Raw genomic sequence first — 26,764 nt, forward strand, 5'->3', positions numbered from 1 at the left:
GACTCCGGCTTATCTCAGTCCCGGAAGCCCAGGAAATCGATCATTGCGGAGAAATGGCGTTCGAATCCGATAAAAGCATGGTTTCCGCCCTCTTCTACCGTTTGACGGCAGGCGCTGTAGTAGTCCAGAGCCTGGCGGTAGTCGAGCACTTCATCACCCGTTTGTTGCAGCAGCCAGATCAAATCCGGCGACTCTAACGGGTCAATCTGCATCACTTTTAGATCGTAAATATGGCGAGACTCTAACACATATTGCTGGCCGGTGTATGGGTTCTCATTATTGCCAAGGTAATCCGCCAGCAGCTCAAACGGGCGTACCGCCGGGTTCACCACCACCGCAGGCAGCGCAAAGCATTGCGACAGCCAGGTGGCATAATAGCCGCCAAGGGAAGAGCCAATAATACCCAGCGGTTCGCCCGCCGACTTCATGACAAACTCCTCCAGCAGGGCCGCAGCCTCAGCGGGAAATGCCGGCAGTTGCGGCACATGCAGGGTAATTTTTGGGTGGTGCTGTGCCAGCCACTGTTTAAAGATGGTCGCTTTTGCCGACTGCGGAGAGCTGTTGAAACCGTGCAGATAGAGCAGGGTTGCCATCGATCAGTATCCTTCTGAGTCGAGATCGGGGTTAAATTTGCGGGTCGCCAGACGCTGAACTTCCGTTTCCAGCCGTCCGTCATCATACAGATCCAGCCAGCGCCATCCCGGCGCTTCCGCATCAATGGTGAAGTTGGTGCAGTGGGGTTTAAACTGGACGCAGGTGGACGGGCTGGCCAACACGCGCCGTCCGTGCCAGTCGAGGTCAAGCTCCTGATGAATATGCCCACACAGCAAGGTTTTTGCCAGCGGGTAGCGCTGTAATACCGCATCCAGCATATGCGGATTGCGCAGGCTGTGCTGATCGAGCCAGGAGCAGCCGGAAGGCAGGGGATGATGGTGCAGCAGTACCAGCGTGTGGCGCTGGGGTTCAGCGGCCAGCGCGCGCTCCAGCCACTCCAGCTGGTAGTCACTTAACTCGCCGTGCGGGACGCCAAACACCTGGCTGTCCAGCAGCACGATTTGCCAGCGATCGCCCACCAGCACCTGCTTTTCATCGCCAATACTCGACTCCGCCAGCGTGCTGAACATCGCCGGCTGAAAGTCGTGATTGCCGGGCAGCCAGACGCAGGGAGCCGGCAGGCGAGCAATACCCTCAGCAAAATGCTGATAGGCTTCGACCGAGTGATCCTGCGCCAGGTCGCCAGTGGCGACAATCAGATCGTAATGACGCTGCCCGGCGGCGATCGCCTCCAGTACCGCGTCATAACTGGCCCAGGTGTTCACACCGAGTAACGTTTCGTGTTTACCTGCAAAAAGGTGGGTATCCGTTATCTGTAAAATCCTGACTCTGGACCCACTCGCCACAGGAAGTTTTAACAGGCTATCCAATCAAAGTCCTTAACTCGCTCTGAAATTGTCGCAGCGTTCTAAAAAACCGGGGCTGCCATTGCGCCATGGAACAAACAGTAGCGCAGCCAGTCCGCAAGAAACTGGTTAATCTGATGCTTTTCATCACGCTGATGCAGCTTTTTATTTGGATAATCATAGCGTGCTTTAAAGCGGTAGATCTGCTGAGTGGAACACACTTCCGCCACCATCGCGTCATGATACAGGCGAACCGACATCGATGGCAGGCTCCAGTAACTGACGGCCGGTGCGGTCTGTTTCACCTCAACCAAGGTGGTGTAGCGCGTTGATTCCAGGATAGTTATCTGGTAACTGGCGCCATTAACCTGATACGTCACGGACTCCCCCGCCTGGTCCTCTTTGGGCAACAGGCGACGCAGTTGCGCAAAATTGGTTTCGCAAACGCGCATCATTTCTGGAAAGTCAGGGACATAACGTTTCATTATTCGGGGTTCCATTCATCACAAAGCTGTTTATGGTGCAGCTCCAGCCATTGCAAAGCAATGACAGCAGCGGCGTTATCTATTTTCCCCTGTTCCACCCACTGGTAAGCCTGAGTACGGCTGACCACATGCACAAGAATATCCTCATTCTCTTCCTCCAGACCGTGGTTTCCCTGCGCCACGCTGGCATCCACTTCTCCCACAAACACCGCAAGGCGTTCTGAGGTTCCTCCCGCGCTGGAGAGGTAGTTAATTATGGGTTTAATGCGCCCGGGAGTCAGCCCGGCTTCTTCCAGCGCTTCGCGTCTGGCGACCTCTTCCGGCGTTTCACCCGGTTCCATCATCCCCGCCACCAGTTCAAGCACCCACGGCGTTGGGCTGGTGTCGTAAGCGGCGATACGGATCTGCTCGATTAACACCACTTCGTCGCGCAGCGGATCATAGGGTAGCAGCACTGCGGCATGACCGCGCTCCAAAATTTCTCGTGATACTTCACCACTCATCCCGCCATTAAACAAGCGGTGACGAAAGCGGTAGCGCTCCAGCGAAAAAAAACCACGATAGAGGGTCTCTCGTGCAATAATTTCTACATCGTTTTTGGTGAAAGTCACCGGGTATTTGTTACTTGTTGCCATAACAACAGCTCCTGTGAAATGGTGGCCAAAACGTAAAATGCAATCGTAATCCGCCTGATGTCTGGTTCTTAATGAAATATTTAAGTAAATTAAGGCAGGATGGCACTTTCAGCCAACTTACCTTCTCGGAACTCTCTGCTATTATCGGCGATAATTTTTGGCTTACGTCAGCGCTACCATAGCAATTTTGCTGCACTACAAGGAATGCAAATGAACAAACTGCTCCCTTTACTCATCGGTCTGAGCCTGGGCGGCTTCAGTGTTGCCAGCCAGGCTGAGAACCTGCTGCAGGTGTATCAGCAGGCTCGTTTATCCAATCCTGACCTTCGTAGCTCAGCAGCCGATCGTGATGCGGCATTTGAGAAGATTAATGAAGCACGTAGCCCGCTGTTACCTCAGCTGGGGCTGGGTGCCGACTACAGCTACAACAACGGCTACCGCGACGCGCGCGATTCGAACAGCACCTCGAAAAGCACCTCACTGCAGCTGACTCAGACCATTTTTGATATGTCAAAATGGCGCGCGCTGACCCTGCAGGAAAAAACCGCCGGGATTCAGGATGTCACTTATCAGACCGCGCAGCAAACGCTGATCCTCAACACCGCGACAGCGTATTTCAACGTGCTGAATGCGATTGATACCCTCTCCTACACCGAAGCGCAGAAACAGTCGATCTACCGTGAACTGGATCAGACCACTCAGCGCTTTAACGTGGGCCTGGTCGCCATCACCGACGTGCAGAATGCGCGCTCACAGTACGACACCGTGCTGGCCAACGAAGTGACGGCGCGTAACGATCTTGATAACGCGGTTGAAACGCTGCGCCAGGTGACCGGGAATTACTACCCGAGCCTCGCCTCGCTTAACATTGATAACTTCAAAACCGAGAAGCCACAGCCGGTTAACGCGCTGCTGAAAGAGGCCGAGAGCCGCAACCTCAGCCTGCTCTCTGCCCGTCTGTCGCAAGACCTGGCGCGTGAGCAGATCCGCTCTGCGGAAACTGGCCATATGCCAACCGTGGACCTGACCGCGTCAACCGGTTTGTCGAACAACCGTTACAGCGGCGATCGCGCCACCAATAACGACAACATCAGCGGTAGCAACCAGGTTGGCTTAAGCTTCAACCTGCCGCTGTACAGCGGCGGCTCGGTGTCGTCACAGGTGAAGCAGGCGCAGTATGCGTTTGTGGCAGCCAGCGAGCAGCTGGAAGGCGCGCACCGCTCCGCCGTGCAGACCGTCCGCTCCTCGTTTAACAACGTGAATGCCTCCATCAGCAGCATCGAAGCGTACAAGCAGGCCGTGGTTTCTGCCCAGAGCTCGCTGGATGCAATGGAAGCGGGTTACTCCGTGGGTACCCGTACCATCGTTGACGTGCTGGATGCGACCACCACGCTGTATGAAGCAAAGCAGAAGCTGGCTAACGCCCGCTACAGCTATATGATCAACCAGCTGAACATCAAATCTGCGCTCGGTACGCTGAACGAGCAGGATCTGGCGACGCTGAATAATCATCTGGGCAAGGATATCAATACCTCACCGGAAGCTGTGGCACCAGAAAATCCACAGCAGGTTGCCCGCGTCGACGGCAATGAAAGCGCCCCGGCCGCGCGCCAGGCAGCAGCCACCAGCCGCCCGGCAGCAAACCGCAGCAGCGGCAATCCGTTCAGTCAGTAATCTCCCCGCGGGGCAGCCAACGCTGCCCCGTTTTATTTCGATCCCACCTGTCTTAACCTCTCCTTCACAATCAAACGTATAGCTAAGTAAAGATCCCCGGTCTGTCGCGCCTCATCGCTTCATTTTTCACCGCTATTCCCCTATCCTATGCACTACCTTTGGGCACAGGACGAAAAGTGATGAAACGGACTAAACAGATTAATCATGCCTCCTTTCGCAAAAGCTGGAGCGCACGCCATTTAACGCCGGTGGCGCTGGCGGTTACCGCCGTATTTATGCTGGCCGGTTGTGAGCAGTCAGACGAGACCGTCTCGACTTATATGAACGCCGATGACTGTTCGAGCGCCAACCCGGGCAAGAGCGAGCAGTGCACTACGGCCTATAACAAAGCTAAAGAAGAGGCGGTGAAAACCGCACCGAAATATGCCACCCGCGAAGACTGCGTGGCGGAATTCGGTGAAGGCCAGTGTCAGCAGGCTCCGGCTCAGGCTGGCGTGGGCACCACCAATGCTGAATCTCAGTCCAGCGGCAGCTTCTGGATGCCGCTGATGGCCGGTTACATGATGGGCCGCATGATGGGCGGCGGTATGGGCCAGCAGCAGCCGCTGTTCTCCTCTAAAAACCCAGCCAGCCCGGCCAACGGCAAATTCGTTGATGCCAGCGGCAAAAGCTACGGCGCAGCTACCCCTGGCCGTACCATGACGGTGCCTAAATCCGCCATGGCACCAAAACCTGCCACTACCAGCACCGTAATGCGCGGCGGCTTTGGTGAAAGCGTTGCCAAGCAGACCAGCATGTCACGCAGCAGCGCGGCTTCCGGCTCCAGCCGCAGCTTTGGGGGCTAATCGCTGATGAAGCGTATTGCCATCACTGAACGCCCAGGCTGGCGGGAAAAGGCCACGGAGTTTGGTTTTCGTTTTCACACCATGCACGGCGAGCCTTACTGGTGTGAAGATGCCTATTACCAGTTCACCCTGGAGCAGATTGAGACGCTGGAAGATGTCACCAGCGAGCTGCATCAGATGTGCCTGCAGGCGGTGGAGATGGTGGTCGGCAGCGACGAGCTGCTGGAGAAGTTTCGCATCCCCAAACACACCTGGGACTTCGTGCGCGAGTCGTGGAAAAGCGGCCAGCCGTCGCTCTACTCCCGCCTCGATCTCGCCTGGGATGGTGTGACGCCGCCTAAGCTGCTGGAAAACAACGCGGATACGCCAACTTCGCTGTATGAAGCGGCCTTTTTCCAGTGGCTGTGGCTGGAGGACCAGCTGAACGCCGGCCAGCTGCCGGTCGGCAGCGACCAGTTTAACAGCCTGCAGGAGAAGCTGATCGAGCGCTTCGCCGAGCTGCACCAGCAGCACGGATTCAGCTGGCTGCACTTCGCCTGCTGTCGCGATACCGATGAAGATCGCGGCACGGTGCAGTATCTGCAGGATTGCGCTACCGAAGCGGGCCTGCCGAGCGAATTCCTCTATATGGATGAGATTGGCCTCGGCGAGAAAGGGCAGTTCACCGATCAGCATGACCAGGTGATCGCCAATCTGTTCAAACTCTACCCGTGGGAATTTATGCTGCGCGAGGTGTTCTCCACCAAGCTGGCCGATGCGGGCGTGCGCTGGCTGGAGCCGGGCTGGAAGAGCATTATTTCTAATAAAGCGCTGCTGCCGCTGCTGTGGAAGATGTTCCCGGATCACCCCAATCTGTTACCCGCCTACTTTGCCGAAGACAACGTGCCGCACATGGATAAATACGTGGTGAAGCCGCTGTTTTCCCGTGAAGGCGCGAATATTCGCGTTGTGGAAAACGGTCAGGAGATTGCCCGCGTTGACGGTCCGTACGGTGAGGAAGGAATGATCGTACAGCAGTTTCATCCGCTGCCGAAGTTTGGCGATAGCTATACGCTGATTGGTTCGTGGCTGATCAACGATCAGCCAGCAGGAATTGGTCTGCGCGAGGATCGCGACTTGATCACCCAGGATCTGTCACGATTTTATCCGCACGCGTTTATCGAGTAATCGCGCGCTGTGGCGGGCGGGCCGCAACATAAGGTCCGCCCCTGGAAATCGCTTACAATAAGGTTACCAACAGGCGTTATTGGCGATGCCAGTTTGGGTGCGGCCAGCGCACAGCTCCCTCAACGTACATCAGTACCTGAGGAGAGCGAGCACTGCCCAATCCCAAAATGGTGAGCAAAATAGCCTGTTATCCCACCTGCACCGACAACATACTTAACGACCCCATCACAATCCCGTCCACCGGGATCGCTATCGCCTCGCCCGCGGCGCGTGCGCCCAGCACATACAGCAACGGCAGATAGTGCTCCGGCGTCGGGTTCGACAAGGCGGCGCCTTCATGCTGCATAAAGTTCACCAGCGGATGCTGCTCTGACTCTCCTTCCCAGCTCAGATTATCGCGCACGTACTGATTGAACGATTCCGCCCAGGGATAGGCTGTGGCATCGCCGCCCCAGCGCACCATGCGCAGGTTGTGCACCACGTTACCGCTGGCCACGATCATGATGCCCTGTTCGCGCAGCGCCGCCAGCTTGCGGCCCAGCTCAAAGTGGTAAGCAGGCGGCCTGGTGCCGTCAACGCTCAGCTGCACGACCGGAATATCGGCGTCGGGGTACATCTTGATCAGCACGCCCCAGGAGCCGTGGTCAAAACCCCACTCGCGGTCGAGTTCTACCGCTACCGGAGCCAGCGCATCGGCAACCTGCTGTGCCAGCGCGGGCGAGCCCGGTGCCGGATAGTGGGTATCGAACAGCGCCTGCGGGAAACCGCCGAAGTCATGGATAGTGCGCGGTTTCTCCATCGCGGTGACTGCGGTGCCACGCGTGTACCAGTGTGCGGAAACCGCAATAATCGCTTTCGGGCGCGGCAGCGTTTTACCCAGCTCACGCCAGGTTTCAGTGTAGATATTCTCTTCCAGCACGTTCATCGGGCTGCCGTGTCCAAGGAAAAGCGCGGGCATACGTGAGTGGCTCATGTTAAAACTCCAGGCAATATTGTGCTCAATGACGCCTACATTACGCGCTTTATTTCACGGATGAACCTGGATAAGCCTGACGGAGATATTCAGAAAATTTGAAGGGGAAACGGAGAAGTGAATGTCTGCCCCCTGAGATTCAGGGAAATAATCCCCCGGGAGCGTAGATGAGTACGTGACCGGGGTGCGCGACAACTCTGCCCGGAGCAGATTTGAACGCTGTTTACAGCGCCCCCGCAGGGGCGAGGCCCTGGGATGGGCCGAGTAAGGTAGCCAACGCCCCCATAGCTTGAAGTATGACGGGGATTTAGCTGGCCTGACGCGTCTCGTGACTGCGGCGGTAAGCCACCAGGTCTTCGATGGTCACAACCGGCATGTCGTGCTGCTTAGCAAACACGATTGCTTCAGGGGCATGCGCCATTGAGCCATCGTCGTTAGTCAGCTCACACAGCACGCCCGCAGGCTTGAAGCCGGCCAGCGTCACCAGGTCAATGGTCGCTTCGGTGTGGCCGCCACGGGTCAGCACGCCGCCAGCACGGCCGCGCAGCGGGAATACATGGCCAGGGCGATTCAGATCGCTCGGCTTAGTATCATCGGCAATCGCGGTGCGGATGGTGGTCAGGCGGTCAGTAGCAGAAACGCCGGTGGTGACGCCTTTGGCGGCTTCGATAGTCACGGTAAAACCCGTACCGTAAGCGCTGGTGTTGTCCTGCACCATCATCGGCAGCTCAAGCTCCTGCAGACGCTGTTCGGTCAGACACAGGCAAACAATACCGCTGCCGTGACGGATGGTCAGCGCCATCTGCTCAACGGTCATGGTTTCCGCGGCGAAGATCATATCGCCTTCGTTCTCACGATCTTCATCGTCTAAAACCATCACACCGCGGCCAGCGCGCAGCGCTTCGATAGCACGGGTTACACGCTGTTCAGGCGTGCCAAATTCAGAAAGTAGCGACTGATTCATGGTAAAAAAACCTTAATTAATTTATGGGTTACCAGAACCAGGGCGTGCTTAGGAGTGTCATGCAGTGACAAAAAATAACGCGAGGCAGGCAAAAGCCCGACAAGATTCGTTACTCTCTCCCATCCGGACTCTAACCGTCGGCCCCGGAATCACACCGGGTCTGCTGTCCTTCAGAATTGCTCCTGAAGCGCTCGCGGGCTTTCAGCGTCAGCTGATTTACCGCCGGTGGGGAATTTCGCCCCGCCCTGAGAATAAGCAAAAACATCATAACGCTGAAAAAGTAGCAGAGCAACGAACAAAAACATCAAATAGATTGTCAGCAGATGACTAAGGCATTTCCTGTTTATTCATTTCAGGTTTAACCTTTTAGCGTCAGGGATTACACTAAGTTAAAACCCGCTGCTACCAGGAAGCCGCTATGATCGACGCAAAAAAAATTGAACAACTGGCCCGTCAGGTCCATGACTCCATGCCGAAAGGGATCCGCGAGCTGGGTGATGATGTGGAGAAGAAAATTCGCCAGACATTACAGGCGCAGTTAACCCGTCTGGACGTGGTGAATCGCGAAGAGTTTGATGTGCAGACTCAGGTGCTGCTGCGCACGCGTGAGAAACTGGCCGCGCTGGAACAACGCCTGGCCGAGCTGGAAGCGAAAGTGGCACAGCCTGCTACAGCTGCAACGCCAGCGGCTTCCGCAACACCAGCGACCTCTGCAACAGCGGCCACCAGCGAGCCGAAAGCGCCAAACTGAGTGAGTTAAGCGGCTGCCCGCAAGGGCAACCGCCAGCTATCAGCTTTTACCGGTGCCTGAAATAATTGTCTTGATGATATTACTGGTTGAAATACCGTCTTCGAAGTTCAGCACCCGCACGTCACCGCCGTTAGCCCACACTTCTTTACTGCCCGCGATATCTTCCGGCTTATAGTCTCCGCCTTTCACCAGCAGGTCCGGCAGCACCTCAGCAATCACCCGCTGTGGCGTGTCCTCTTCAAAACCGATGACCCAGTCCACGGCTTCCAGCGCACCCAGCACGATCATACGATTGACCAGCGGGTTTACGGGGCGCGTTTCGCCCTTCAGGCGACGGGTTGAAGCATCGCTGTTGACCGCCACAATCAGGCGATCCCCCAGCTTACGCGCATTGGCAAGATAGGAGACGTGGCCCGCGTGCAAAATGTCGAACACGCCGTTGGTCATCACCACTTTCTCGCCGCGCTGGCGCGCCTTGGCGACTTCAGCGATCAGCTGTGCTTCATCCATCACGCCAAAGCCGGATTCAGGGCGCGCATGAATGGCGTTCTCCAGCTCAACCGGGGAAACCGTCGAGGTCCCCAATTTACCGACCACCACGCCCGCCGCGGCATTCGCCAGGAAGCAGCTCTCTTCCAGCGTATTGCCTGCCGCCAGCGCGGCCGCCAGTACGCCAATCACCGTATCACCGGCACCGGTAACGTCGAACACTTCCTGCGCCTGGGTTGGCATATGGAACGGCTCTTTGCCCGGCTGCAGCAGCGTCATACCGTGCTCGGAACGCGTGACCAGCAGCGCCGACAGGCCGTGCTGCTGCATCAGTGCCGTACCGCGCTCAACGATATCCGCTTCGCTTTTACATTTGCCCACCACCGCTTCGAACTCGGAGAGGTTTGGCGTCAGCAGCGTTGCACCGTGATAACGTGAGAAATCAGTCCCTTTCGGGTCGACCAGCACCGGTACGCCCGCTTCGCGTGCCAGCGCGATCATGGTTTCAACGCTGGCCAGCGCGCCTTTGGCGTAGTCAGACAGCACCAGCGCACCAATTTTCGGCAGCGCCTCACGGATGCGCTCGTGCATTGGCTCCGGATTAACCCCGTCAAAGCCCTCTTCAAAATCGAGGCGGATCAGCTGCTGGCTGCGTGACAGCACGCGCAGTTTGGTAATGGTTGGATGCGTCGGCACCGCCACGAAATCACACCGCACGTTCACCCCGGCCAGGGTCGCGCTCAGCGCCTGCGCGGCTTCATCAATCCCGGTCAGGCCTACCAGACGCGAACCGGCACCGAGAGAAGCGATATTCATCGCCACGTTGGCCGCGCCTCCCGGGCGCTCCTCCACATGGTCCACTTTGACCACCGGCACCGGGGCCTCTGGGGAGATGCGACTGGTTGGGCCGTGCCAGTAGCGATCCAGCATCACATCGCCAACCACCAGAACACCCGCGCGCGAAAAATCGGGCAGTGTAATTTTCATTCCAGACACTCCAGACTGCAGTTTAAACAGGAAAAATTATGCGCGCGATGATAGCACAACTTGCTGCTGACCATCATCACGCGCCGAACACCCGCTCAGGCTCCCAGCCACTTCTGCCAGCTGGCATTGACCTGGGCCTTTTCCGCGCTGAATGCGCTCTCCTCTACGTGCCCCGGCAGCTCCTGCAAAGCGAGATGGTGCAGCGCATCGCGCAGCGAAACGTAGGCCTGGGTCAGCGCTTGCGCCTCGGCCTGCGCCATCTTGTCGCCATTTGCCAGCAGTTCGAGGATGCGCACGTTATCGGACCAGCGCGTCAGCGTCGGATCCTGGGCGGCGTAGCGTAAGACCAGGTATTGCGTAATGAATTCAATATCGGTGATACCGCCCTCATCCGCTTTCAGATCCCAGCGCCCTTTATGCTTGTGCCCAAGGTGCGCGCGCATCTTCTCGCGCATTTCCCGCACTTCGGTTTTCAGCGCCTCAGGCTCGCGCGGCAGCGAAAGAATGCCACGGCGGATCTGGTCAAAGCGCTGACTCAGCGCCCCATCACCAAACACAATGCGCGCCCGCACCAGTGCCTGATGCTCCCAGGTCCAGGCTTCATTGCGCTGATAATCATCGAAGGCATCGAAGGTACTGACCAGCATCCCCGCCGCACCGGACGGGCGCAGGCGCGCATCGACTTCATACAAAATGCCGGAGGAGGTGCGGGTGCTGAACAGATGCATCACGCGCTGCGCCAGGCGCAGGTAAAACTGGCGCCCGTCGATGCTGCGCTCACCCAGCGTCACGGCATCCACCGGGCAGTCGTGCAGGAATACCAGATCAAGATCGGAACTGTAGCCCAGCTCCCAGCCGCCCAGCTTGCCATAACCGACCACGGCAAAGCCCCGCTCGCTGTCGCTGGTCAGGTGCGACGGGCGACCGTAGCGCTGCACCATCATATTCCATGCCTGCTGTACCACCGCTTCGATCATCGCTTCTGCCAGCCAGGTCAGATGGTCGCTGACCTTCATGACCGGCAGGGTTTTGGCGATATCGGCGGCGGCAATGCGCAGATGCTGCGCCTGTTTAAACTGGCGTAGCGCCTCCAGCTGCTGCTCTTCGTCCTCTTCCGGGATGCGTAACAGATACTGGCGCAGCTCATCGCGGTAGGCATCGGTGGCGGTCGGCTGGTACAGCGTGGCCGGGTCGAGCAGCTCATCAAGCAGCAGCGGGTGGCGCGCCAGCTGGCTGGCAACCATCGGTGAGGCGGCGCACAGGCGGATCAGATGTTTCAGCGCGCCGTCGAATTCGGTCAGCAGTTCGAGATAGGTCGAGCGGGTGACCACGCCTAGCAGCAGCGGGGTCAGGCGGCTGAGCGTAACCGGGGCATCATCGCGCGGCACCACTTCACTCAGCAGGCGCGGCATCAGCTGATCCAGCGCCTGGCGGCCGCGTGGACCAATGGTGCGTTTATCCACATCCAGGCGGAATTCGGTGATGGTGCGCCACAGTAGCTGGCGGGCGGCGCTGTCGAGATGCGGCACCAGCGGTGCCAGCTCGGCTTCTTCCAGCTGATCCTGCCACAGCACGCCGTATTCACCCGCGTCGCGACTGTCGCCGCTCTCTGAGCTATCGTCGCCGATCAGATCGTTAAAGATGGTGCGCACCTGCGCCATATGGATATCCAGCTGGTCATGCAATGCCTGCCAGTCGCTGAAATCCATCGCCCAGGCAAGGCGGGCGCGGTCCAACTCAGCCACCGGCAGCGTCTGCGTCTGTTCGTCGTTGATGCTCTGCAACAGATTCTCCAGGCGACGCAGGAACAGATAGGCATCGCGCAGCTGGCTAACCTGCCCTTGCGGCAGCAGATGCAGCTCGCCAATCGCGTGCAGCGTCGGCAATAAGGAGCGCATTTGCAGCGATCGTTCGCGACCGCCGCGTATCAGCTGGAAGACCTGCACGATAAATTCGGTTTCGCGGATACCGCCAGCGCCCAGCTTGATGTTATCGGTCAGCCCGCGCCGCCGTACTTCACGCGCGATCATGCTTTTCATATTACGCAGCGACTGGATCACGCTGAAATCAATGTAGCGGCGAAAGACAAACGGGCGCAGCGTCTGGCGCAGCTCTTCGCTCCAGCGGTCGTCGCTGTCGCCCATCAGGCGCGCTTTCACCATCGCGTAGCGTTCCCAGTCGCGCCCCTGCTCCTGGTAATAATCTTCCAGCGCGGCAAAGCTCAGCACCAGCGGGCCGCTGTCGCCAAACGGGCGCAGGCGCATATCCACACGGTAAACAAAGCCATCCACGGTGGGCTGATCCAGCACCTTAATCAGGCGCTGCCCAAGGCGGGTGAAGAACTGCGCATTATCCAGCTCGCGGCGGCCCCCCTGGGTGGTGCCGTTTTCCGGCCAGGTGAAGATCAGGTCAATATCAGAGGAGAAATTAAGCTCGCCACCGCCCAGCTTGCCCATACCGAGGATCAGCAGCGGCTGCGGCTCCCCGGCGGCATTCACCGGCGTGCCGAAATCGCGGCAGCAGGCGTGCCACAGCCAGTCGCGGGCGGCGACTATCAGCGTCTCCGCCAGCTCGCTCAGCTGGCGCAGGCTCTGCTCTGTACTGCTGGTCGCCAGCGTCTGCATCCAGGCGATACGCGTCAGCATATGGCGGCGGAACAGGCGCAGCTCGCGCATCAGCGCATTTTCATCCTGCGCCGCGGCCAGCTGCGTCTGTAACCACTGCGGATAGTGTTGCCATTCATCCGGCTGCGGCGGCTGCTGCTGGATCTGCTGCCACCAGTCGGGGCATTTTGCCAGGTTATCGCTGATAAAATCGCTAAATGCCAGAACCGCCTTTTGCTGTTCACTGGCCCCGCTGAAAATGGGATCGAGCAGTGCGATCTGCCCGGTCAGTAACGATGGCAACATAATCACTCCCTTATAAAAAGCCGCACGCCAAAGGTTTTACACGCTGCCGTTCTTCCAGAACGCCGCCTGTTTCAGCGCCTGCTGGCGATGACTGTCCAGCCAGACTTCCTGCTGGCTGACAATCGCCTGCTGCAGCTGCTGCCAGCTTTGCAGCCAGCTGTTGACCACATCAGGTTGATAGGCACCGGCCAGCAGATGAACGGCCAGCAGCTGGCGATGCAGGCGCGTCAGTTTGTCCTGATACTCGCCCGAATGGTTGACGTGAGCGAAGGTCTCTTTCAGGTCGGCGGCAATGCGCCCGAGCATGATATCGCTGAAGCGTTTAAATGAGCCCTGCAGCTTGGCATCCGCCTTTTGATCGACAAACGCACGCCAGCCTTCGGTGACGATCCAGTTAGTAAGCGCTAACTGGGTCTCCAGCCAGACCGGACTGAAACAGAGCTTTTCAGCGCTGACATTCTCTTCCAGCAGCGCCTCTTCCAGCACGGTCAGTTTTTGGCGCAGATCGCTGCTGGCCTTGCGCGGAACCAGCGCGCCGTACAGAGAGAAGACCTGACGCAGCGTCTCCAGCGCATCCTTGATCTGCGGCAGTGCGCCGCTGACGCCGCGCAGCCACAGCTCTTCGTGATACTGCCACTGGCTGAGAGCCAGCAGGAACCCGCTGCGCATCCCCTCTTCTACCGTTGCTTTCGGCTTGACCTTCAGCAGCGGAACCGGGCGCAGCGGGCGCGGTGGATTGCCCTGCGCCAGCGCATAGCCGCGTGCGGCTTTGCTCAGGCTGCCGAGGCGCAGGCCCTCCAGCGTGGCCAGCTCGGCGGCAAAGGCCAGCAGATCGTCACGCTGGCCACTTTTCAGCTCCAGCTCGATTTCTCTCAGCGGCTCGCTTAACGCACCGGCACTGACTTCCCCGCAGTCGTAAGCCACTTCAATCTCGCTTTGCAGGTAAGTAACCACCCACTTTTCGCGCACGAAATGGGTACTGAACAGCGCGTTGAGGCGCTGTTGCAGCGCGGCCACGTCGGTGCCTGCAGGCCAGACGTCGGCAGGTAGCAGGGCGATATCGAGCTCAGGCTGGCCGAGGGCCACATTGTATTCCGGCCGCTGATGCAGCCCGCCCACCGTCTGCCCGGCGGTTTTTAGCGTCATCTCGTAGCTGTCGCCAAAGCCGCGAATGCGCAGGCCCATATCCCAGCGGCGCAGCTGGCTGTCGTCGGTTTCAAAGTAGATGTTGGTGAGCTTCTGCCCCGCGCTGTGCTGGTGAGGCCAGTTCGCCAGTTTATCGGCAATTTTTGATGCAGCTTCTGCCGCGGCGATGAACTTTAATTCGATTTCGATGGTCATATTGTCTTATTTACGTCGTTAACGGCACGGTAAACGGTTAAGGTAACTGATTATGCCTGCTTTATGACAGGTAGCTTAACCCGAAGAGTAATGCACAAGCGACAGGGCTGTCTCTGCTTTATTACGCTTTCGCGTGCCCGCTCTCACGCTCTCTGAGACCAGGATAGTTCTCATTCAGCTTTCTGCGAGGCCGCTCCAGACTGTGCCTTTACTTTTTTCCAGCACTTACGAATAAGAGTTCGAATGAATAAAACTCACCTTATTGGACTGACTTTACTCACTTTTAGCGTTGCAACATCGGTTCATGCTGAAGAAAAACGCTACATTTCCGACGAGCTTTCCACCTGGGTCCGCAGCGGTCCTGGCAATGATTATCGCCTGATCGGCACCCTGAACGCCGGCGAAGAAGTCACCCTGCTGCAGTCAAACGACAATAGCAAATATGGGCAAATCCGTGACAGCCAGGGGCGCACCACCTGGATCCCGCTGGCACAGCTGAGCGAGCAGCCAAGCCTGCGTTCGCGCGTGCCGCAGCTGGAGCAGCAGGTCAAAGACCTGACGGCCAAACTGGCCAATATCGACGGTAGCTGGAACGAACGCACCGCCGAGATGCAGAAAAAAGTCGCCGGCAGCGATGGGGCGATCAACAGCCTGAAAGAAGAGAATCAGCAGCTGAAAAACCAGCTGGTGGTGGCGAAAAAGAAAGTGGATGCCGCCAACGTACAGCTTGACGATAAACAGCGCACCATCATTATGCAGTGGTTTATGTACGGCGGCGGCGTAGCCGGTGTTGGCCTGCTGCTTGGCCTGCTGTTGCCGCATATGATCCCGCGCAGGAAGAAAAGCGACCGCTGGATGAATTAATCCAAACGATGACAAATCAGGGTATCTGCGGATGCCCTTTTTGTCGTGCCTGCGATTTATCATTTGTGCAACATGGATGTTATAGTGTTCCGATTAATGATCGGTTAATTCCGATTATCCGCTTTGTGGAGACCCGCAGTGAAAACATACCTTGTCGGCGGCGCCGTGCGCGATGGACTGCTGAATTTGCCGCTGAAAGACAAAGACTGGGTGGTGGTGGGAGCCTCTCCCCAGCAGATGCTGGATGCTGGCTACGAGCAGGTTGGCCGCGATTTCCCGGTATTTCTGCACCCTTCCAGCCACGAAGAGTATGCGCTGGCGCGCACCGAGCGTAAGTCCGGCAGCGGTTATACCGGCTTCGTCTGCTATGCCGCGCCCGACGTCACGCTGGAACAGGATCTGGCCCGACGCGATCTGACCATCAACGCCATTGCCCAGGACGCTGACGGCAACTTTTACGACCCTTATCGCGGGCGTGAAGACCTTAAGCTGCGCCTGCTGCGCCATGTTTCGGCCGCATTTAACGAAGATCCGCTGCGCGTACTGCGCGTGGCGCGCTTTGCGGCACGTTTTGCCCACCTCAATTTCCGCGTCGCTGACGAAACCATGGCGCTGATGCGCGCCATGGCGGCAAGCGGCGAGCTGGCGCATCTGACGGCGGAACGCGTATGGAAAGAGACGGAGAGCGCCCTGCTCACCCGCAACCCGCAGGTCTATTTCCAGGTACTGCGCGACTGCGGTGCGCTGGCGGTGCTGTTCCTCGAGCTGGATAATCTGTATGGCGTGCCGGCCCCGGCCAAATGGCACCCGGAGATTGACACCGGGGTGCATGCGCTGATGACGCTGGCGATGGCCGCCCAGCTCAGCCCGGAGCTGGATATTCGCTTCGCCACGCTGTTTCACGACGTCGGCAAAGGCCTGACGCCGCCGGAGAAGTGGCCCAGCCACCACGGGCACGGCCCGGCTGGCGTGCCGCTGGTTGCCGCGCTGTGCGAGCGCCTGCGCGTGCCGAATACCGTGCGCGACCTTGCCCTGCTGGTTACCGAATTTCACGACCTGGTGCACACCGTACAGAATCAGTCAGCCGCTACGCTGATTGCCCTGTTTGACCGCGTGGATGCCTGGCGTAAGCCGCAGCGCGTTGAGCAGATTGCTATCACCAGCGAAGCCGATGCGCGTGGGCGCACCGGTTTTGAAAGCAATCCTTATCCGCAGGGCGACTACCTGCGCACCGCCTGGCGGGTGGCACAAAGCGTGTCGACCAAAGAGGTGGTTGAGGCCGGATTCAAGGGCAGCGAAGTCAGAGAAGAGCTAACGCGGCGGCGAGTGGCCGCGCTGGAAGAGTGGAAGTCGTCATAACATCGTAACGGGCCGACCGAAACAAACGACCCCAGGGCCGATCGAATCAAACGACCCCAGGGCCGATCGAAACAAAAGATCGGCCCCTACGGGTAGTTTTACAGAACGAACACCGCGTAAACCGCTGCCGCGATAATAAAGCGGTAGATAGCAAACGGGATAAACGAGATACGTTTGATGATGTGCAGGAAGGTCTTGATCGCGATCAGCGCGACAATAAAGGCGGTGACAAAACCGACGGCGAACATCGGGAAGTCGGCCATGGTCAGGAAGCCCATGCTCTTATAGAGATCCAGCGCGGTAGCGCCCATCATCATCGGCACGGCCAGCAGGAAAGAGAACTCAGAAGCCGCATAGCGGCTCACGCCCATCAGCATCCCGCCGGAAATGGTCGCACCGGAACGTGAGAAGCCCGGCCACAGCGCCAGACACTGGAAACAGCCAATCACGAATGCCTGGCGATAGGTAATATCATCCACGCCCACGGCTTTTGGCTGCTTCGGCTTCAGCAGCTCGGCCGCGATCAGCAGCACGCCACCGACCACCAGCGCATACATCACGTTAACCGGGTTAAACAGCGTTTTGATCTGGTCGTGCAGCAGCAGACCAATGACTACCGCCGGCACCATACCCAACAGAATATGAATCAGCGTTAATTTGCCGGTACCGTTACCTTCATGCGGCTCTTTGCCGAAGTGAATACCGATCAGGCCAAACAGACGGCGCCAGAACATTACCACCACAGCCAGAATTGAACCAAGCTGGATAACCACTTCGAAAGTCTCTGCTTTCTCGCCTTCAAAACCTAACAGATGACCGACAATGATCATGTGCCCGGTGGAGGAAACAGGAAGGAACTCCGTCAACCCTTCAACAATGCCGAGTATTGCTGCCACCCATAGCTGATGAATATCTGCCATCAAATTCTACCTCTAACCAAGTTAAAACCATTAAAAAGGCGGTCGCTTTGCGCTACCGCCAAATTGTGCCCGGACTGAATTAGGGCAACCTTAAGACAGACCATAATGTGGTTTGGTTTCATTGTCATGGCAATGAGATTGCGTTTATTTCGGATTAGTCCCGCGTTCGATGATCACCCCGACCTCACGCGCCTGAGCGACTGCTCCCGGTTTGCTGACCTTAATCCGCACCCACGGCGAGGCGAATCGAGCCAGCAACAGCGTGGCAATCTCCTCCGCAACGCGCTCAACCAGCGCGAATTTGCCGTTGGCAACGTGATCGATAATCGCCTGTGAGACGTCGGCATAGCTCAGGCAGTCATTGACATCATCGCTGGCCGCGGCTTTGCGGTTGTCCCACGCCATTTCGACATCGAACACCAACTTCTGCTGAATCGTCTGTTCCCAGTCGTAAACGCCAATGGTAGTGATGACGGACAGGTGATCTATAAATACAATATCCATGATACGGCTCTCTGTTTTTACGGTTGCCGGATATCATCCCCGGCGGTTTATGCGTATTATCCACGGATGCAGACTTTAAGACGACCCCAACAAGACGGAATAGAGTTATGAGTGTATTCGCGCTTGGTATGATCATTTTCGCGTATCTGTGTGGCTCCATCTCCAGCGCGATTCTGGTTTGCCGGCTGTTTGGATTACCGGACCCTCGCCACCACGGTTCGCGCAACCCCGGCACCACTAACGTATTGCGCATCGGCGGTAAAGGTGCGGCAGCCATGGTGCTGGTGTTTGATGTGCTTAAAGGCATGCTGCCGGTCTGGCTGGCGTATCACTTCGGCGTCACCCCGCTCTACCTCGGTCTGACCGCCATTGCGGCCTGTCTTGGCCATATCTACCCGGTATTCTTTAAGTTCAAAGGCGGTAAAGGCGTCGCCACTGCCTTTGGTGCTATCGCGCCTATCGGCTGGGATTTAACGGGATTGATGACCGGGACCTGGCTGCTGACGGTGCTGCTAAGCGGCTACTCTTCGCTGGGGGCGATTATCAGCGCGCTGATCGCGCCGTTCTACGTCTGGTGGTTTAAACCGCAGTTTACCTTCCCGGTCGCCATGCTCTCCTGCCTGATCCTGCTGCGTCATCACGACAATATTCAGCGCCTGTGGCGCGGGCAGGAAACCAAGATCTGGAAGAAGAAGAGAAAGGATCCGTAAAGATACGGGCGAGGCATGCCTCACACCTGCCAAATCACGGTGAATTCGCATCGGTAAGTGGGTTACTTAACCCCGACAAAAACGCGGTGAATGTGCTGATGGGTCAGGCACGCCTGACCCACAACAGGCGAGCAGTTAAATAGCAGGTAACTCTGCCAGCGGCCAGCGCGGGCGCACCGTGACGCTCAGCTCCGCATGCACACCACCTTTCATCCGCACCATCCCTGCATAGGCGATCATCGCGCCGTTATCGGTACAAAATTCCGGGCGCGCATAAAACACTTCGCCGCCCCGCTTCTGCATCATCTCTGCCAGCTTGCTACGCAGCGTGCGGTTAGCGCTGACGCCCCCGGCAATCACCAGGCGCTTAAAACCACTCTGGTCGAGTGCACGGCGGCATTTAATTGCCAGCGTATCGACGACGGCATCTTCAAAAGCGCGCGCGATGTCAGCACGAGTCTGTTCGCTGCTGTCATTATCGCGAATGGTATTTGCCGCGAAGGTTTTCAGGCCAGAGAAGCTGAAATCCAGCCCCGGGCGATCGGTCATCGGGCGCGGGAAGACAAAGCGCTTTTCCACCCCCTGCTGCGCCATTTTCGACAGCATCGGGCCGCCGGGATAGTCCAGCCCCAGCAGCTTGGCGGTTTTATCAAAGGCTTCGCCTGCCGCATCATCTATGGATTCGCCCAGCAGGGTGTATTCACCGATGCCCGTGACGCCGATCAGCTGCGTATGGCCGCCGGAAACCAGCAGCGCGACAAACGGAAACTCGGGCGGGTTGTCTTCCAGCATCGGAGCCAGCAGGTGCCCTTCCATATGGTGCACGGCAATCGCCGGGACATCCCAGGCAAACGCCAGCGAGCGACCAATGGTGGCGCCAACCAGCAGCGCACCGACCAGGCCCGGGCCGGCAGTGTAGGCCACCGCATCGATATCCTGCGCCTGCAGCCCGGCTTCTTTCAGCGCGGCCTGGATCAGCGGCACCGTTTTACGCACGTGATCGCGCGAAGCCAGTTCGGGGACCACACCACCGTAGTCGGCGTGGAGCTTTACCTGGCTATAAAGTTGATTAGCGAGCAAACCGGCCGCATCGTCATAAATGGCAATACCGGTTTCATCGCAGGATGTTTCAATTCCGAGAACACGCATGGCTTTTTCACCTCATTCTTGCGGCGCGCAGTGTAGCATGGCGGCGCTTTGCCGGGCGGCAATTTTAGCGACTCAGCGGTTATGCCTTGACCAATAAGGCGTTTTTTTTCCCACCAGGGACGCTGGTTTCGTGTATAATCAGCCCCCTGAAAAAAACCGGCAGCCGCACAGGCGCATCTGTTGGTTACATTAAGCTATGGTGCTTTACAACGCAGCCTGTGTTGGAGTAAAATTCCGCACCATTTTGAAATGAGCTGGCACCGATGTCAGCAGCAAAACCGAATTTATCGAGGTGAGAGTTACATGCCGGTAATTAAAGTACGTGAAAACGAGCCATTCGACGTAGCACTGCGTCGCTTCAAGCGTTCTTGTGAGAAAGCAGGCGTTCTGGCTGAAGTTCGTCGTCGTGAGTTTTATGAAAAACCTACTACCGAACGTAAGCGCGCTAAAGCGTCTGCAGTAAAACGCCACGCGAAGAAACTGGCTCGCGAAAACGCACGCCGCACTCGTCTGTACTAGTAGCCTGAGGGTTCGCCCTCTCGTTATACAGACCAGTTAGTAGTTATCAGGCCGTGCTTCCGAAAGGAATGCGCGGCTTGTTGTCGTTTATGAGCTGATCAACCGGGGCTTATGGCAGGAAGAATTCCACGCGTATTTATCAATGACTTACTCGCACGCACGGACATCGTGGATCTTATTGATGCCCGGGTGAAGCTGAAAAAGCAGGGTAAAAACTATCACGCGTGCTGCCCTTTCCATAATGAGAAAACCCCCTCCTTCACGGTAAACGGCGAGAAACAGTTTTATCACTGTTTCGGCTGCGGTGCACACGGCAACGCCGTCGACTTCCTGATGAATTACGATCGTCTGGAATTTGTCGAAAGCATCGAAGAACTGGCGACCCTGTATGGTCTGGAAGTGCCGTATGAAAGCGGTAACGGTCCCAGCCAGCTTGAGCGTCACCAGCGTCAAAGTCTTTATCAGTTAATGACCGATCTGCGCGATTTCTATCAGCAGGCGCTGGTTCAAAGCCAGTCGGCAGGCGCGCGTGAATATCTGGCGCAGCGCGGGCTAAGCGAAGAGGTCATTAAGCATTTTTCTATCGGTTTCGCCCCTGCGGGCTGGGACAACGCGCTTAAACGCTTTGGCCGTAATCCTGATGACCGCCAGTCGCTGATCGACGCCGGTATGCTGGTCACCAACGATCAGGGCCGCAGCTACGATCGCTTCCGTGAGCGCGTGATGTTTCCTATCCACGATAAGCGTGGACGGGTGATTGGCTTTGGTGGCCGGGTACTCGGCGACGGGATGCCGAAATATCTCAACTCGCCGGAAACCGATATTTTCCATAAAGGCCGCCAGCTGTACGGCCTGTATGAAGCACAAAAAAATTATCCTGAACCGCCTAAGCTGTTGGTGGTTGAAGGGTACATGGACGTGGTGGCGCTGGCGCAGTTTGGCGTGGATTACGCCGTGGCCTCGCTGGGGACCTCCACCACAGCTGAACATATTCAGCTGCTGTTCCGCGCCACCAACACCGTGATTTGCTGTTACGACGGTGACCGTGCAGGCCGCGAGGCAGCCTGGCGTGCGCTGGAAACCGCATTACCTTACATGAATGACGGTCGTCAGCTACGCTTTATGTTCCTGCCTGACGGCGAAGACCCGGATACGCTGGTGCGTAAAGAGGGTAAAGAGGCGTTTGAAGCGCGGATGGAGCAGGCAATGCCGCTCTCCGGGTTTCTGTTCGATACGCTGATGCCGCAGGTCGATTTGCGCTCGCCGGATGGCCGCGCGCAGCTCAGCACCCTGGCCCTGCCGCTGATTAGTCAGGTGCCGGGCGAGACGCTGCGCATCTACCTGCGTCAGGAGCTGGGCAACAAGCTGGGGATCCTTGACGATAGCCAGTTGGAGAAGCTGCTGCCGAAGCAAGCGGAAAATGCGAAACCGCCCGCGCAGCCCCAGCTAAAACGCACAACCATGCGTATACTTATTGGGCTGCTGATCCAGAACCCACAGCTGGCGATGATGGTGCCCTCTCTTGATGGGCTGGAGCAGTCGGATTTACCCGGTTTTCCGCTGTTCGTTGAGTTAGTGAGCACTTGCGTTGCTCAACCTGGCCTGACGACCGGACAGCTACTAGAGTTATACCGCGGCACAAAATTTAGCCAGAGCCTTGAAACCCTGGCAACATGGAACCACATGATAGTAGATGACGAAGTGGACACCATGTTTAAGGATGCGCTGGGCAGTATGTACGATGACGCGCTGGAGCGTCGGCTGGAAGAGCTGATTGCCCGTGACCGCACGCACGTACTGAGCGCAGAAGAGCGCCGCGAGTTCTGGACGCTAAGCCAGGCTCTGAAGAAACAGTAACACGGGCTGACCGAAAAAGAGGGTCAGCCCCTACATCACAGAAGATTTTAGGGTTCGCCCCAAAGTCACACAGAATTTAGAGGCGTTATCGGCGCAGTCAGTTTGCACACCGCCTGCGCGCAGCACCCGGAGCGTACTGAAGTACGTGAGGAGTGCGAGCACGGCCGGGGTTCAAAATGGCAAGTGAGATAGCCTCGACAAAGATATCAGCGGCTTAAGTGCCGAATTCGAGTCAGGCAGCCCCTGACAGCCGCCATGACGGGCAGCGGCAATAATCTAAACGCCCTCACTGTTATTGTTGGCATCTTAGCCGACCCGACACCAATCTAATTTAACAGAAGTGTGGATACCGTCTTATGGAGCAAAACCCGCAGTCACAGCTGAAGCTACTTGTCACCCGTGGTAAGGAGCAAGGCTATCTGACCTATGCCGAGGTCAATGACCATCTGCCGGAAGATATCGTCGACTCCGATCAGATTGAAGACATCATCCAGATGATTAACGACATGGGCATCCAGGTAGTGGAAGAAGCGCCTGATGCCGATGATCTGATGCTGAATGAAAACAACAACGATACGGACGAAGATGCTGCTGAAGCGGCTGCTCAGGTGCTATCCAGCGTAGAGTCCGAAATCGGGCGTACTACCGATCCGGTGCGCATGTACATGCGTGAAATGGGTACCGTTGAACTGTTGACTCGCGAAGGCGAAATCGACATCGCGAAGCGCATCGAAGACGGTATCAACCAGGTACAGTGCTCGGTTGCTGAATATCCTGAAGCCATTACCTACCTGCTTGAGCAGTACGATCGCGTTGAAGCGGGCGAAGCGCGCCTGTCAGACCTGATCACCGGTTTTGTTGATCCCAACGCGCAAGAAGATATCGCACCGACGGCGACCCATGTCGGTTCCGAGCTGTCTGAAGCTGAGCGTGACGACAACGAAGAAGAAGACGAAGAAGATGACGACAGCTCGGACGATGACAACAGCATCGACCCGGAGCTGGCGCGTGAAAAATTCAACGATCTGCGCGTACAGTACGAGAAAACCCGTACCGTCATCAAAGCGAAAAGCCGCAGCCACGCTGATGCCATCGCTGAGATCCAGAATCTTTCCGACGTCTTTAAGCAGTTCCGCCTGGTGCCGAAGCAGTTCGACTTCCTGGTAAACAGCATGCGCGTGATGATGGACCGCGTACGTACTCAGGAACGCCTGATTATGAAGCTGTGCGTTGAACTGTGCAAAATGCCGAAAAAGAACTTCATTACTCTGTTCACCGGCAATGAAACCAGCGAAACCTGGTTCAAAGCGGCACTGGCAATGAACAAGCCGTGGTCTGAAAAGCTGAACGACGTGTCAGAAGATGTGCATCGTGGCCTGCAGAAACTGCAGCAGATTGAGCAAGAAACCGGCCTGACCATTGAGCAGGTGAAGGATATCAACCGCCGCATGTCCATCGGTGAAGCGAAAGCGCGCCGTGCGAAGAAAGAGATGGTTGAAGCAAACTTACGTCTGGTTATCTCTATCGCTAAGAAATACACCAACCGCGGTCTGCAGTTCCTTGATCTGATTCAGGAAGGCAACATCGGCCTGATGAAAGCGGTGGATAAGTTTGAATACCGCCGTGGTTATAAGTTCTCAACTTATGCTACCTGGTGGATCCGTCAGGCGATCACCCGTTCTATCGCCGACCAGGCGCGTACCATCCGTATTCCGGTGCACATGATTGAGACGATCAACAAGCTCAACCGTATTTCGCGCCAGATGCTGCAGGAGATGGGCCGCGAGCCAACGCCGGAAGAGCTGGCTGAGCGCATGCTGATGCCGGAAGATAAAATCCGCAAGGTGCTGAAAATTGCCAAAGAGCCGATCTCCATGGAGACGCCAATTGGTGATGATGAAGATTCACATCTGGGTGATTTTATCGAAGACACCACGCTGGAGCTGCCGCTGGACTCTGCCACCTCTGAGAGCCTGCGTTCTGCTACCCACGACGTGCTGGCTGGCCTGACTGCGCGTGAAGCGAAAGTGCTGCGTATGCGTTTCGGTATCGATATGAACACCGACCACACGCTGGAAGAAGTTGGCAAGCAGTTTGACGTGACGCGTGAGCGTATCCGTCAGATTGAAGCGAAGGCGCTGCGTAAACTGCGCCATCCAAGCCGCTCTGAAGTGCTGCGCAGCTTCCTCGACGATTAACCGACGGTCTGCGTAACAAGATGGCTCCTCACTGAGGGGCCATTTTTTTTGCGCTTAAATCAGCATAACTATTAAACAAAAAGCGAGCAGTTTTTGCGCCATCTTTGGCCTCCTTCTCCATTGCTTTTCAGCAGGTAAAAGGCTACCTTTACGTTGTCGGTCGTAAGGGCAGCCTCACTTTGATTACAACTCAAGTGGGGCTTTTCGCTATCTGTCCCTTACCCAAGGCTCAGGACAGAAAGATCCTGAGCACCCGTCGCGCAGTGTAACGCATCCGCTTTTAAATCAATGCCTTCAGATTGCCGAAATCAGTGCTCTGTCTGATTTTTATGCAACGGTAATGCAATCAACGCCCCTGCTCACGCAATGCCTGATCGAGTGCCGCATAGGCCGCCGTCATCTCCTGCTGCGAAGCACGATTCAGGCCGCTGGGATTCGGCAGTACCCAGATTTCGGTGCCAGCAATCGTCACAGGCTGCCTGCCCCACTCCACCTTGCTGCGGCGAAATGCCTGCTGATAAGCCTGCTTGCCGAGCACCGCCAGCGCCGCGGGCTGATAGCGCTCAATCTTATCCACCAGCGCCTGGCCGCCCTCACGCAGCTCGCTGCCCGCCAGTTCACTGGCCAGCACCGTTGGCCGCTCCACCAGCATGGTAATACCGCAACCGGTCTCCAGCAGCTGCTGTTCCTGCTCGGGCTTGAGCTGGCTGCGGGTAAAGCCCGCCTGGAAAATGGTTTTCCAGAAGCGGTTACCCGGATGCGCAAAATGAAAACCCGTGTGGGCGGAGGATTTTCCTGGATTAATGCCGCAGAACAGCACTCTCAGTCCGGGCTGGATAATATCGCTGATGCCGTGTGCTTCCATGAATCACTCTCTCCCTGCTAGCGGGCTGCCACGCGTGCGGCAGCCATCGTGATTTAAATCGCGGCAATAACTGCTGCGCTGATCTCTTCGGTGCTCAGCCCGTGATTTATTTTCTGCTGCGCGGTGACGGTTTCAACGGCGTGCAGGATCGCGCGTGCTGCCTGTTGCTCGCCCAGATGTTCCAGCATCATCGCCGCAGACCAGATAGCGGCAATCGGGTTAGCGATGCCCTGCCCGGCAATATCCGGCGCGGAACCGTGCACCGGTTCAAACATCGAAGGCACAGCGGGGTCGGGATTGAGGTTGGCAGAAGCCGCATAGCCCAGCCCGCCCTGAATGGCCGCGCCGAGATCGGTGAGGATGTCGCCAAACAGGTTGGAGGCGACGATCACGTCGAGCGTTTCCGGGTTCATCACCATTCGTGCTGCAATCGCATCAATATGATAGCGGTTAACCGTGACATCAGGATAGCCGCGCGCCACCTCCTCGGTGACTTCATCCCACATCACCATGGTGTATTTCTGCGCGTTGGATTTGGTGACGGAGGCCAGCCGCTTGCTGCGCTTTTGCGCCATCTCAAAGCCAAAGCGCAGAATGCGCTCAACGCCGCGACGGGTGAAAATTGACGTTTCTACCGCCACTTCTGCCGGGGTTCCCTGGTGAATACGCCCACCCGCGCCGCTGTACTCGCCTTCAGTGTTTTCACGAATGCAGAGGATATCAAACTCGCTTTTGCGCAGCGGGCCTTCCACTCCCGCCAGCAGGCGGTGCGGCCGTACGTTGGCAAACAGGTCAAACTGCTTGCGGATGGGCAACAGCAGGCCGTGCAGCGAGACGTTATCCGGCACTTTTTCCGGCCAGCCAACCGCACCCAGCAGCACCGCATCAAATTTCTTCAGCGTATCGATACCGTCTTTCGGCATCATCTCACCGTGCTCAAGATAGTATTCGCACGACCACGGGAACCACTCGCCGCCAAGGGCGAAATCAAATTTGGCCGCGCTGTGGACCAGCACATGCCAGGCAGCGTTAATCACATCCACGCCGATTCCGTCCCCGGGGATCACCGCCACTTGATAGCTTTTCATGATGCTCCTTAGATGATTAATATAACCAGCAAGATAACATCTTCGCCCAGGTGACGCGTTTGTGCTGCTTTTTTTGGGGTATCTGGCGGCAGAAGCTGCCGAACAGGCACG

Annotated in this window: 24 protein-coding genes and 1 riboswitch; of the genes, 10 read left to right on the forward strand and 14 right to left on the reverse strand. The window is 57.2% G+C overall.

Annotated features, from left to right (window positions below; translation table 11 throughout):
* Positions 1 to 14: 14 nt before the first annotated feature.
* From yqiA to nudF, 4 genes are read right to left on the reverse strand one after another with little or no spacing between them, the layout of a single operon-like run.
* Complete coding sequence (gene yqiA / locus QLG07_RS20285) at positions 15 to 593, reverse strand: esterase YqiA (protein WP_048914585.1); 579 nt, start codon at positions 591 to 593, stop codon at positions 15 to 17.
* Positions 594 to 596: 3 nt separating this feature from the next.
* The gene (gene cpdA, locus QLG07_RS20290) at positions 597 to 1,424 is read right to left on the reverse strand and encodes a 3',5'-cyclic-AMP phosphodiesterase (protein WP_282470042.1); all 828 of its coding nucleotides are present in this window, start codon (positions 1,422 to 1,424) and stop codon (positions 597 to 599) included.
* A 38-nt stretch (positions 1,425 to 1,462) separates the two neighbouring features.
* The gene (locus tag QLG07_RS20295) at positions 1,463 to 1,885 is read right to left on the reverse strand and encodes a DUF1249 family protein (RefSeq protein ID WP_048914583.1); all 423 of its coding nucleotides are present in this window, start codon (positions 1,883 to 1,885) and stop codon (positions 1,463 to 1,465) included.
* Positions 1,885 to 2,520 carry an ADP-ribose diphosphatase gene (nudF, locus tag QLG07_RS20300; RefSeq protein WP_048914582.1) on the reverse strand — a complete coding sequence of 212 codons (636 nt, stop codon included), beginning with the start codon at positions 2,518 to 2,520 and terminating at the stop codon, positions 1,885 to 1,887. Before nudF ends, QLG07_RS20295 begins: the two co-directional genes overlap by 1 nt.
* Before the next feature lie 210 nt (positions 2,521 to 2,730).
* On the opposite strand from nudF, the gene tolC reads away from it, so the two are divergent.
* The 3 genes from tolC (at position 2,731) to QLG07_RS20315 (ending at position 6,206) form a co-directional block, all read left to right on the forward strand.
* Positions 2,731 to 4,194 carry an outer membrane channel protein TolC gene (gene tolC / locus QLG07_RS20305; protein ID WP_282470043.1) on the forward strand — a complete coding sequence of 488 codons (1,464 nt, stop codon included), beginning with the start codon at positions 2,731 to 2,733 and terminating at the stop codon, positions 4,192 to 4,194.
* Between the two features lie 179 nt (positions 4,195 to 4,373).
* On the forward strand, positions 4,374 to 5,039 hold the full coding sequence (locus QLG07_RS20310) for a DUF1190 family protein (RefSeq protein WP_048914580.1): 666 nt from the start codon (positions 4,374 to 4,376) through the stop codon (positions 5,037 to 5,039).
* Between the two features lie 6 nt (positions 5,040 to 5,045).
* Positions 5,046 to 6,206, forward strand: coding sequence for a glutathionylspermidine synthase family protein (locus tag QLG07_RS20315; protein ID WP_282470044.1), 1,161 nt, complete (start codon positions 5,046 to 5,048; stop codon positions 6,204 to 6,206).
* A 187-nt stretch (positions 6,207 to 6,393) separates the two neighbouring features.
* Here the strand turns inward: QLG07_RS20315 and ygiD are convergent, their stop codons facing one another.
* Both ygiD and ribB read right to left on the reverse strand, forming a co-directional pair.
* Complete coding sequence (ygiD, locus tag QLG07_RS20320) at positions 6,394 to 7,179, reverse strand: 4,5-DOPA dioxygenase extradiol (protein ID WP_282470045.1); 786 nt, start codon at positions 7,177 to 7,179, stop codon at positions 6,394 to 6,396.
* Between the two features lie 307 nt (positions 7,180 to 7,486).
* Positions 7,487 to 8,143 (reverse strand): 3,4-dihydroxy-2-butanone-4-phosphate synthase, encoded by a 657-nt coding sequence (gene ribB / locus QLG07_RS20325; protein WP_048914577.1) that lies wholly within the window; start codon positions 8,141 to 8,143, stop codon positions 7,487 to 7,489.
* Positions 8,144 to 8,250: 107 nt separating this feature from the next.
* Positions 8,251 to 8,400, reverse strand: a riboswitch (FMN riboswitch).
* A gap of 161 nt (positions 8,401 to 8,561) precedes the next feature.
* Here ribB and QLG07_RS20330 point away from each other — a divergent pair.
* Entirely contained in the window at positions 8,562 to 8,894 is a 333-nt protein-coding gene (locus tag QLG07_RS20330; RefSeq protein WP_191149849.1) for an accessory factor UbiK family protein, read from the forward strand.
* Positions 8,895 to 8,933: 39 nt separating this feature from the next.
* Here the strand turns inward: QLG07_RS20330 and hldE are convergent, their stop codons facing one another.
* The 3 genes from hldE to QLG07_RS20345 form a co-directional block, all read right to left on the reverse strand.
* Entirely contained in the window at positions 8,934 to 10,370 is a 1,437-nt protein-coding gene (gene hldE, locus QLG07_RS20335; RefSeq protein ID WP_048914575.1) for a bifunctional D-glycero-beta-D-manno-heptose-7-phosphate kinase/D-glycero-beta-D-manno-heptose 1-phosphate adenylyltransferase HldE, read from the reverse strand.
* 95 nt (positions 10,371 to 10,465) lie between these two features.
* Positions 10,466 to 13,279 carry a bifunctional [glutamate--ammonia ligase]-adenylyl-L-tyrosine phosphorylase/[glutamate--ammonia-ligase] adenylyltransferase gene (gene glnE / locus QLG07_RS20340; RefSeq protein WP_282470046.1) on the reverse strand — a complete coding sequence of 938 codons (2,814 nt, stop codon included), beginning with the start codon at positions 13,277 to 13,279 and terminating at the stop codon, positions 10,466 to 10,468.
* A gap of 36 nt (positions 13,280 to 13,315) precedes the next feature.
* Complete coding sequence (locus QLG07_RS20345) at positions 13,316 to 14,620, reverse strand: inorganic triphosphatase (protein ID WP_048914573.1); 1,305 nt, start codon at positions 14,618 to 14,620, stop codon at positions 13,316 to 13,318.
* 243 nt (positions 14,621 to 14,863) lie between these two features.
* Between QLG07_RS20345 and QLG07_RS20350 the strand changes: the two genes are divergently transcribed.
* A complete protein-coding gene (locus QLG07_RS20350) occupies positions 14,864 to 15,484 on the forward strand; it encodes a TIGR04211 family SH3 domain-containing protein (RefSeq protein ID WP_048914572.1) in 621 nt (206 codons plus the stop codon).
* Between the two features lie 138 nt (positions 15,485 to 15,622).
* Complete coding sequence (locus tag QLG07_RS20355; protein ID WP_282470047.1) at positions 15,623 to 16,843, forward strand: multifunctional CCA addition/repair protein; 1,221 nt, start codon at positions 15,623 to 15,625, stop codon at positions 16,841 to 16,843.
* A 98-nt stretch (positions 16,844 to 16,941) separates the two neighbouring features.
* Here the strand turns inward: QLG07_RS20355 and bacA are convergent, their stop codons facing one another.
* Both bacA and folB read right to left on the reverse strand, forming a co-directional pair.
* Entirely contained in the window at positions 16,942 to 17,763 is an 822-nt protein-coding gene (bacA, locus tag QLG07_RS20360) for an undecaprenyl-diphosphate phosphatase (protein WP_282470048.1), read from the reverse strand.
* A 144-nt stretch (positions 17,764 to 17,907) separates the two neighbouring features.
* Positions 17,908 to 18,267, reverse strand: coding sequence for a bifunctional dihydroneopterin aldolase/7,8-dihydroneopterin epimerase (gene folB / locus QLG07_RS20365; protein WP_048914569.1), 360 nt, complete (start codon positions 18,265 to 18,267; stop codon positions 17,908 to 17,910).
* Positions 18,268 to 18,374: 107 nt separating this feature from the next.
* Here folB and plsY point away from each other — a divergent pair, with 107 nt between their 5' ends.
* Positions 18,375 to 18,977 (forward strand): glycerol-3-phosphate 1-O-acyltransferase PlsY, encoded by a 603-nt coding sequence (gene plsY, locus QLG07_RS20370; protein WP_048914568.1) that lies wholly within the window; start codon positions 18,375 to 18,377, stop codon positions 18,975 to 18,977.
* Positions 18,978 to 19,112: 135 nt separating this feature from the next.
* On the opposite strand, the gene tsaD is transcribed toward plsY, so the two are convergent.
* On the reverse strand, positions 19,113 to 20,126 hold the full coding sequence (tsaD, locus tag QLG07_RS20375; RefSeq protein WP_282470049.1) for a tRNA (adenosine(37)-N6)-threonylcarbamoyltransferase complex transferase subunit TsaD: 1,014 nt from the start codon (positions 20,124 to 20,126) through the stop codon (positions 19,113 to 19,115).
* Positions 20,127 to 20,429: 303 nt separating this feature from the next.
* Here tsaD and rpsU point away from each other — a divergent pair, with 303 nt between their 5' ends.
* From rpsU to rpoD, 3 genes are all read left to right on the forward strand, one after another.
* Complete coding sequence (gene rpsU / locus QLG07_RS20380; RefSeq protein ID WP_001144069.1) at positions 20,430 to 20,645, forward strand: 30S ribosomal protein S21; 216 nt, start codon at positions 20,430 to 20,432, stop codon at positions 20,643 to 20,645.
* Between the two features lie 111 nt (positions 20,646 to 20,756).
* Positions 20,757 to 22,502 carry a DNA primase gene (gene dnaG / locus QLG07_RS20385; protein WP_282470050.1) on the forward strand — a complete coding sequence of 582 codons (1,746 nt, stop codon included), beginning with the start codon at positions 20,757 to 20,759 and terminating at the stop codon, positions 22,500 to 22,502.
* Between the two features lie 356 nt (positions 22,503 to 22,858).
* Positions 22,859 to 24,700: an RNA polymerase sigma factor RpoD gene (rpoD, locus tag QLG07_RS20390; protein WP_048914565.1), complete on the forward strand. Its 1,842-nt coding sequence runs from the start codon at positions 22,859 to 22,861 to the stop codon at positions 24,698 to 24,700.
* A gap of 346 nt (positions 24,701 to 25,046) precedes the next feature.
* Here the strand turns inward: rpoD and mug are convergent, their stop codons facing one another.
* Together mug and QLG07_RS20400 are read right to left on the reverse strand one after the other, a co-directional pair.
* On the reverse strand, positions 25,047 to 25,565 hold the full coding sequence (gene mug / locus QLG07_RS20395) for a G/U mismatch-specific DNA glycosylase (protein ID WP_048914564.1): 519 nt from the start codon (positions 25,563 to 25,565) through the stop codon (positions 25,047 to 25,049).
* A 53-nt stretch (positions 25,566 to 25,618) separates the two neighbouring features.
* Positions 25,619 to 26,653, reverse strand: coding sequence for a tartrate dehydrogenase (locus tag QLG07_RS20400; RefSeq protein WP_282470051.1), 1,035 nt, complete (start codon positions 26,651 to 26,653; stop codon positions 25,619 to 25,621).
* Positions 26,654 to 26,764: the final 111 nt, after the last annotated feature.

Source organism: Erwinia sp. V90_4, from assembly GCF_029967685.1.
Lineage (GTDB): Bacteria > Pseudomonadota > Gammaproteobacteria > Enterobacterales > Enterobacteriaceae > Erwinia > Erwinia aphidicola.

Coding starts and splice junctions, on each gene's coding strand:
- plsY (WP_048914568.1), top strand. CDS start 18,375: ATGAGTGTATTCGCGCTTGGTATGATCATTTTCGCGTATCTGTGTGGC.
- tolC (WP_282470043.1), top strand. CDS start 2,731: ATGAACAAACTGCTCCCTTTACTCATCGGTCTGAGCCTGGGCGGCTTC.
- ygiD (WP_282470045.1), bottom strand. CDS start 7,179: ATGAGCCACTCACGTATGCCCGCGCTTTTCCTTGGACACGGCAGCCCG.
- dnaG (WP_282470050.1), top strand. CDS start 20,757: ATGGCAGGAAGAATTCCACGCGTATTTATCAATGACTTACTCGCACGC.
- QLG07_RS20345 (WP_048914573.1), bottom strand. CDS start 14,620: ATGACCATCGAAATCGAATTAAAGTTCATCGCCGCGGCAGAAGCTGCA.
- hldE (WP_048914575.1), bottom strand. CDS start 10,370: ATGAAAATTACACTGCCCGATTTTTCGCGCGCGGGTGTTCTGGTGGTT.
- folB (WP_048914569.1), bottom strand. CDS start 18,267: ATGGATATTGTATTTATAGATCACCTGTCCGTCATCACTACCATTGGC.
- QLG07_RS20315 (WP_282470044.1), top strand. CDS start 5,046: ATGAAGCGTATTGCCATCACTGAACGCCCAGGCTGGCGGGAAAAGGCC.
- ribB (WP_048914577.1), bottom strand. CDS start 8,143: ATGAATCAGTCGCTACTTTCTGAATTTGGCACGCCTGAACAGCGTGTA.
- rpoD (WP_048914565.1), top strand. CDS start 22,859: ATGGAGCAAAACCCGCAGTCACAGCTGAAGCTACTTGTCACCCGTGGT.
- tsaD (WP_282470049.1), bottom strand. CDS start 20,126: ATGCGTGTTCTCGGAATTGAAACATCCTGCGATGAAACCGGTATTGCC.
- QLG07_RS20330 (WP_191149849.1), top strand. CDS start 8,562: ATGATCGACGCAAAAAAAATTGAACAACTGGCCCGTCAGGTCCATGAC.
- bacA (WP_282470048.1), bottom strand. CDS start 17,763: ATGGCAGATATTCATCAGCTATGGGTGGCAGCAATACTCGGCATTGTT.
- QLG07_RS20310 (WP_048914580.1), top strand. CDS start 4,374: ATGAAACGGACTAAACAGATTAATCATGCCTCCTTTCGCAAAAGCTGG.
- nudF (WP_048914582.1), bottom strand. CDS start 2,520: ATGGCAACAAGTAACAAATACCCGGTGACTTTCACCAAAAACGATGTA.
- mug (WP_048914564.1), bottom strand. CDS start 25,565: ATGGAAGCACACGGCATCAGCGATATTATCCAGCCCGGACTGAGAGTG.
- glnE (WP_282470046.1), bottom strand. CDS start 13,279: ATGTTGCCATCGTTACTGACCGGGCAGATCGCACTGCTCGATCCCATT.
- rpsU (WP_001144069.1), top strand. CDS start 20,430: ATGCCGGTAATTAAAGTACGTGAAAACGAGCCATTCGACGTAGCACTG.
- QLG07_RS20400 (WP_282470051.1), bottom strand. CDS start 26,653: ATGAAAAGCTATCAAGTGGCGGTGATCCCCGGGGACGGAATCGGCGTG.
- yqiA (WP_048914585.1), bottom strand. CDS start 593: ATGGCAACCCTGCTCTATCTGCACGGTTTCAACAGCTCTCCGCAGTCG.
- QLG07_RS20350 (WP_048914572.1), top strand. CDS start 14,864: ATGAATAAAACTCACCTTATTGGACTGACTTTACTCACTTTTAGCGTT.
- QLG07_RS20295 (WP_048914583.1), bottom strand. CDS start 1,885: ATGAAACGTTATGTCCCTGACTTTCCAGAAATGATGCGCGTTTGCGAA.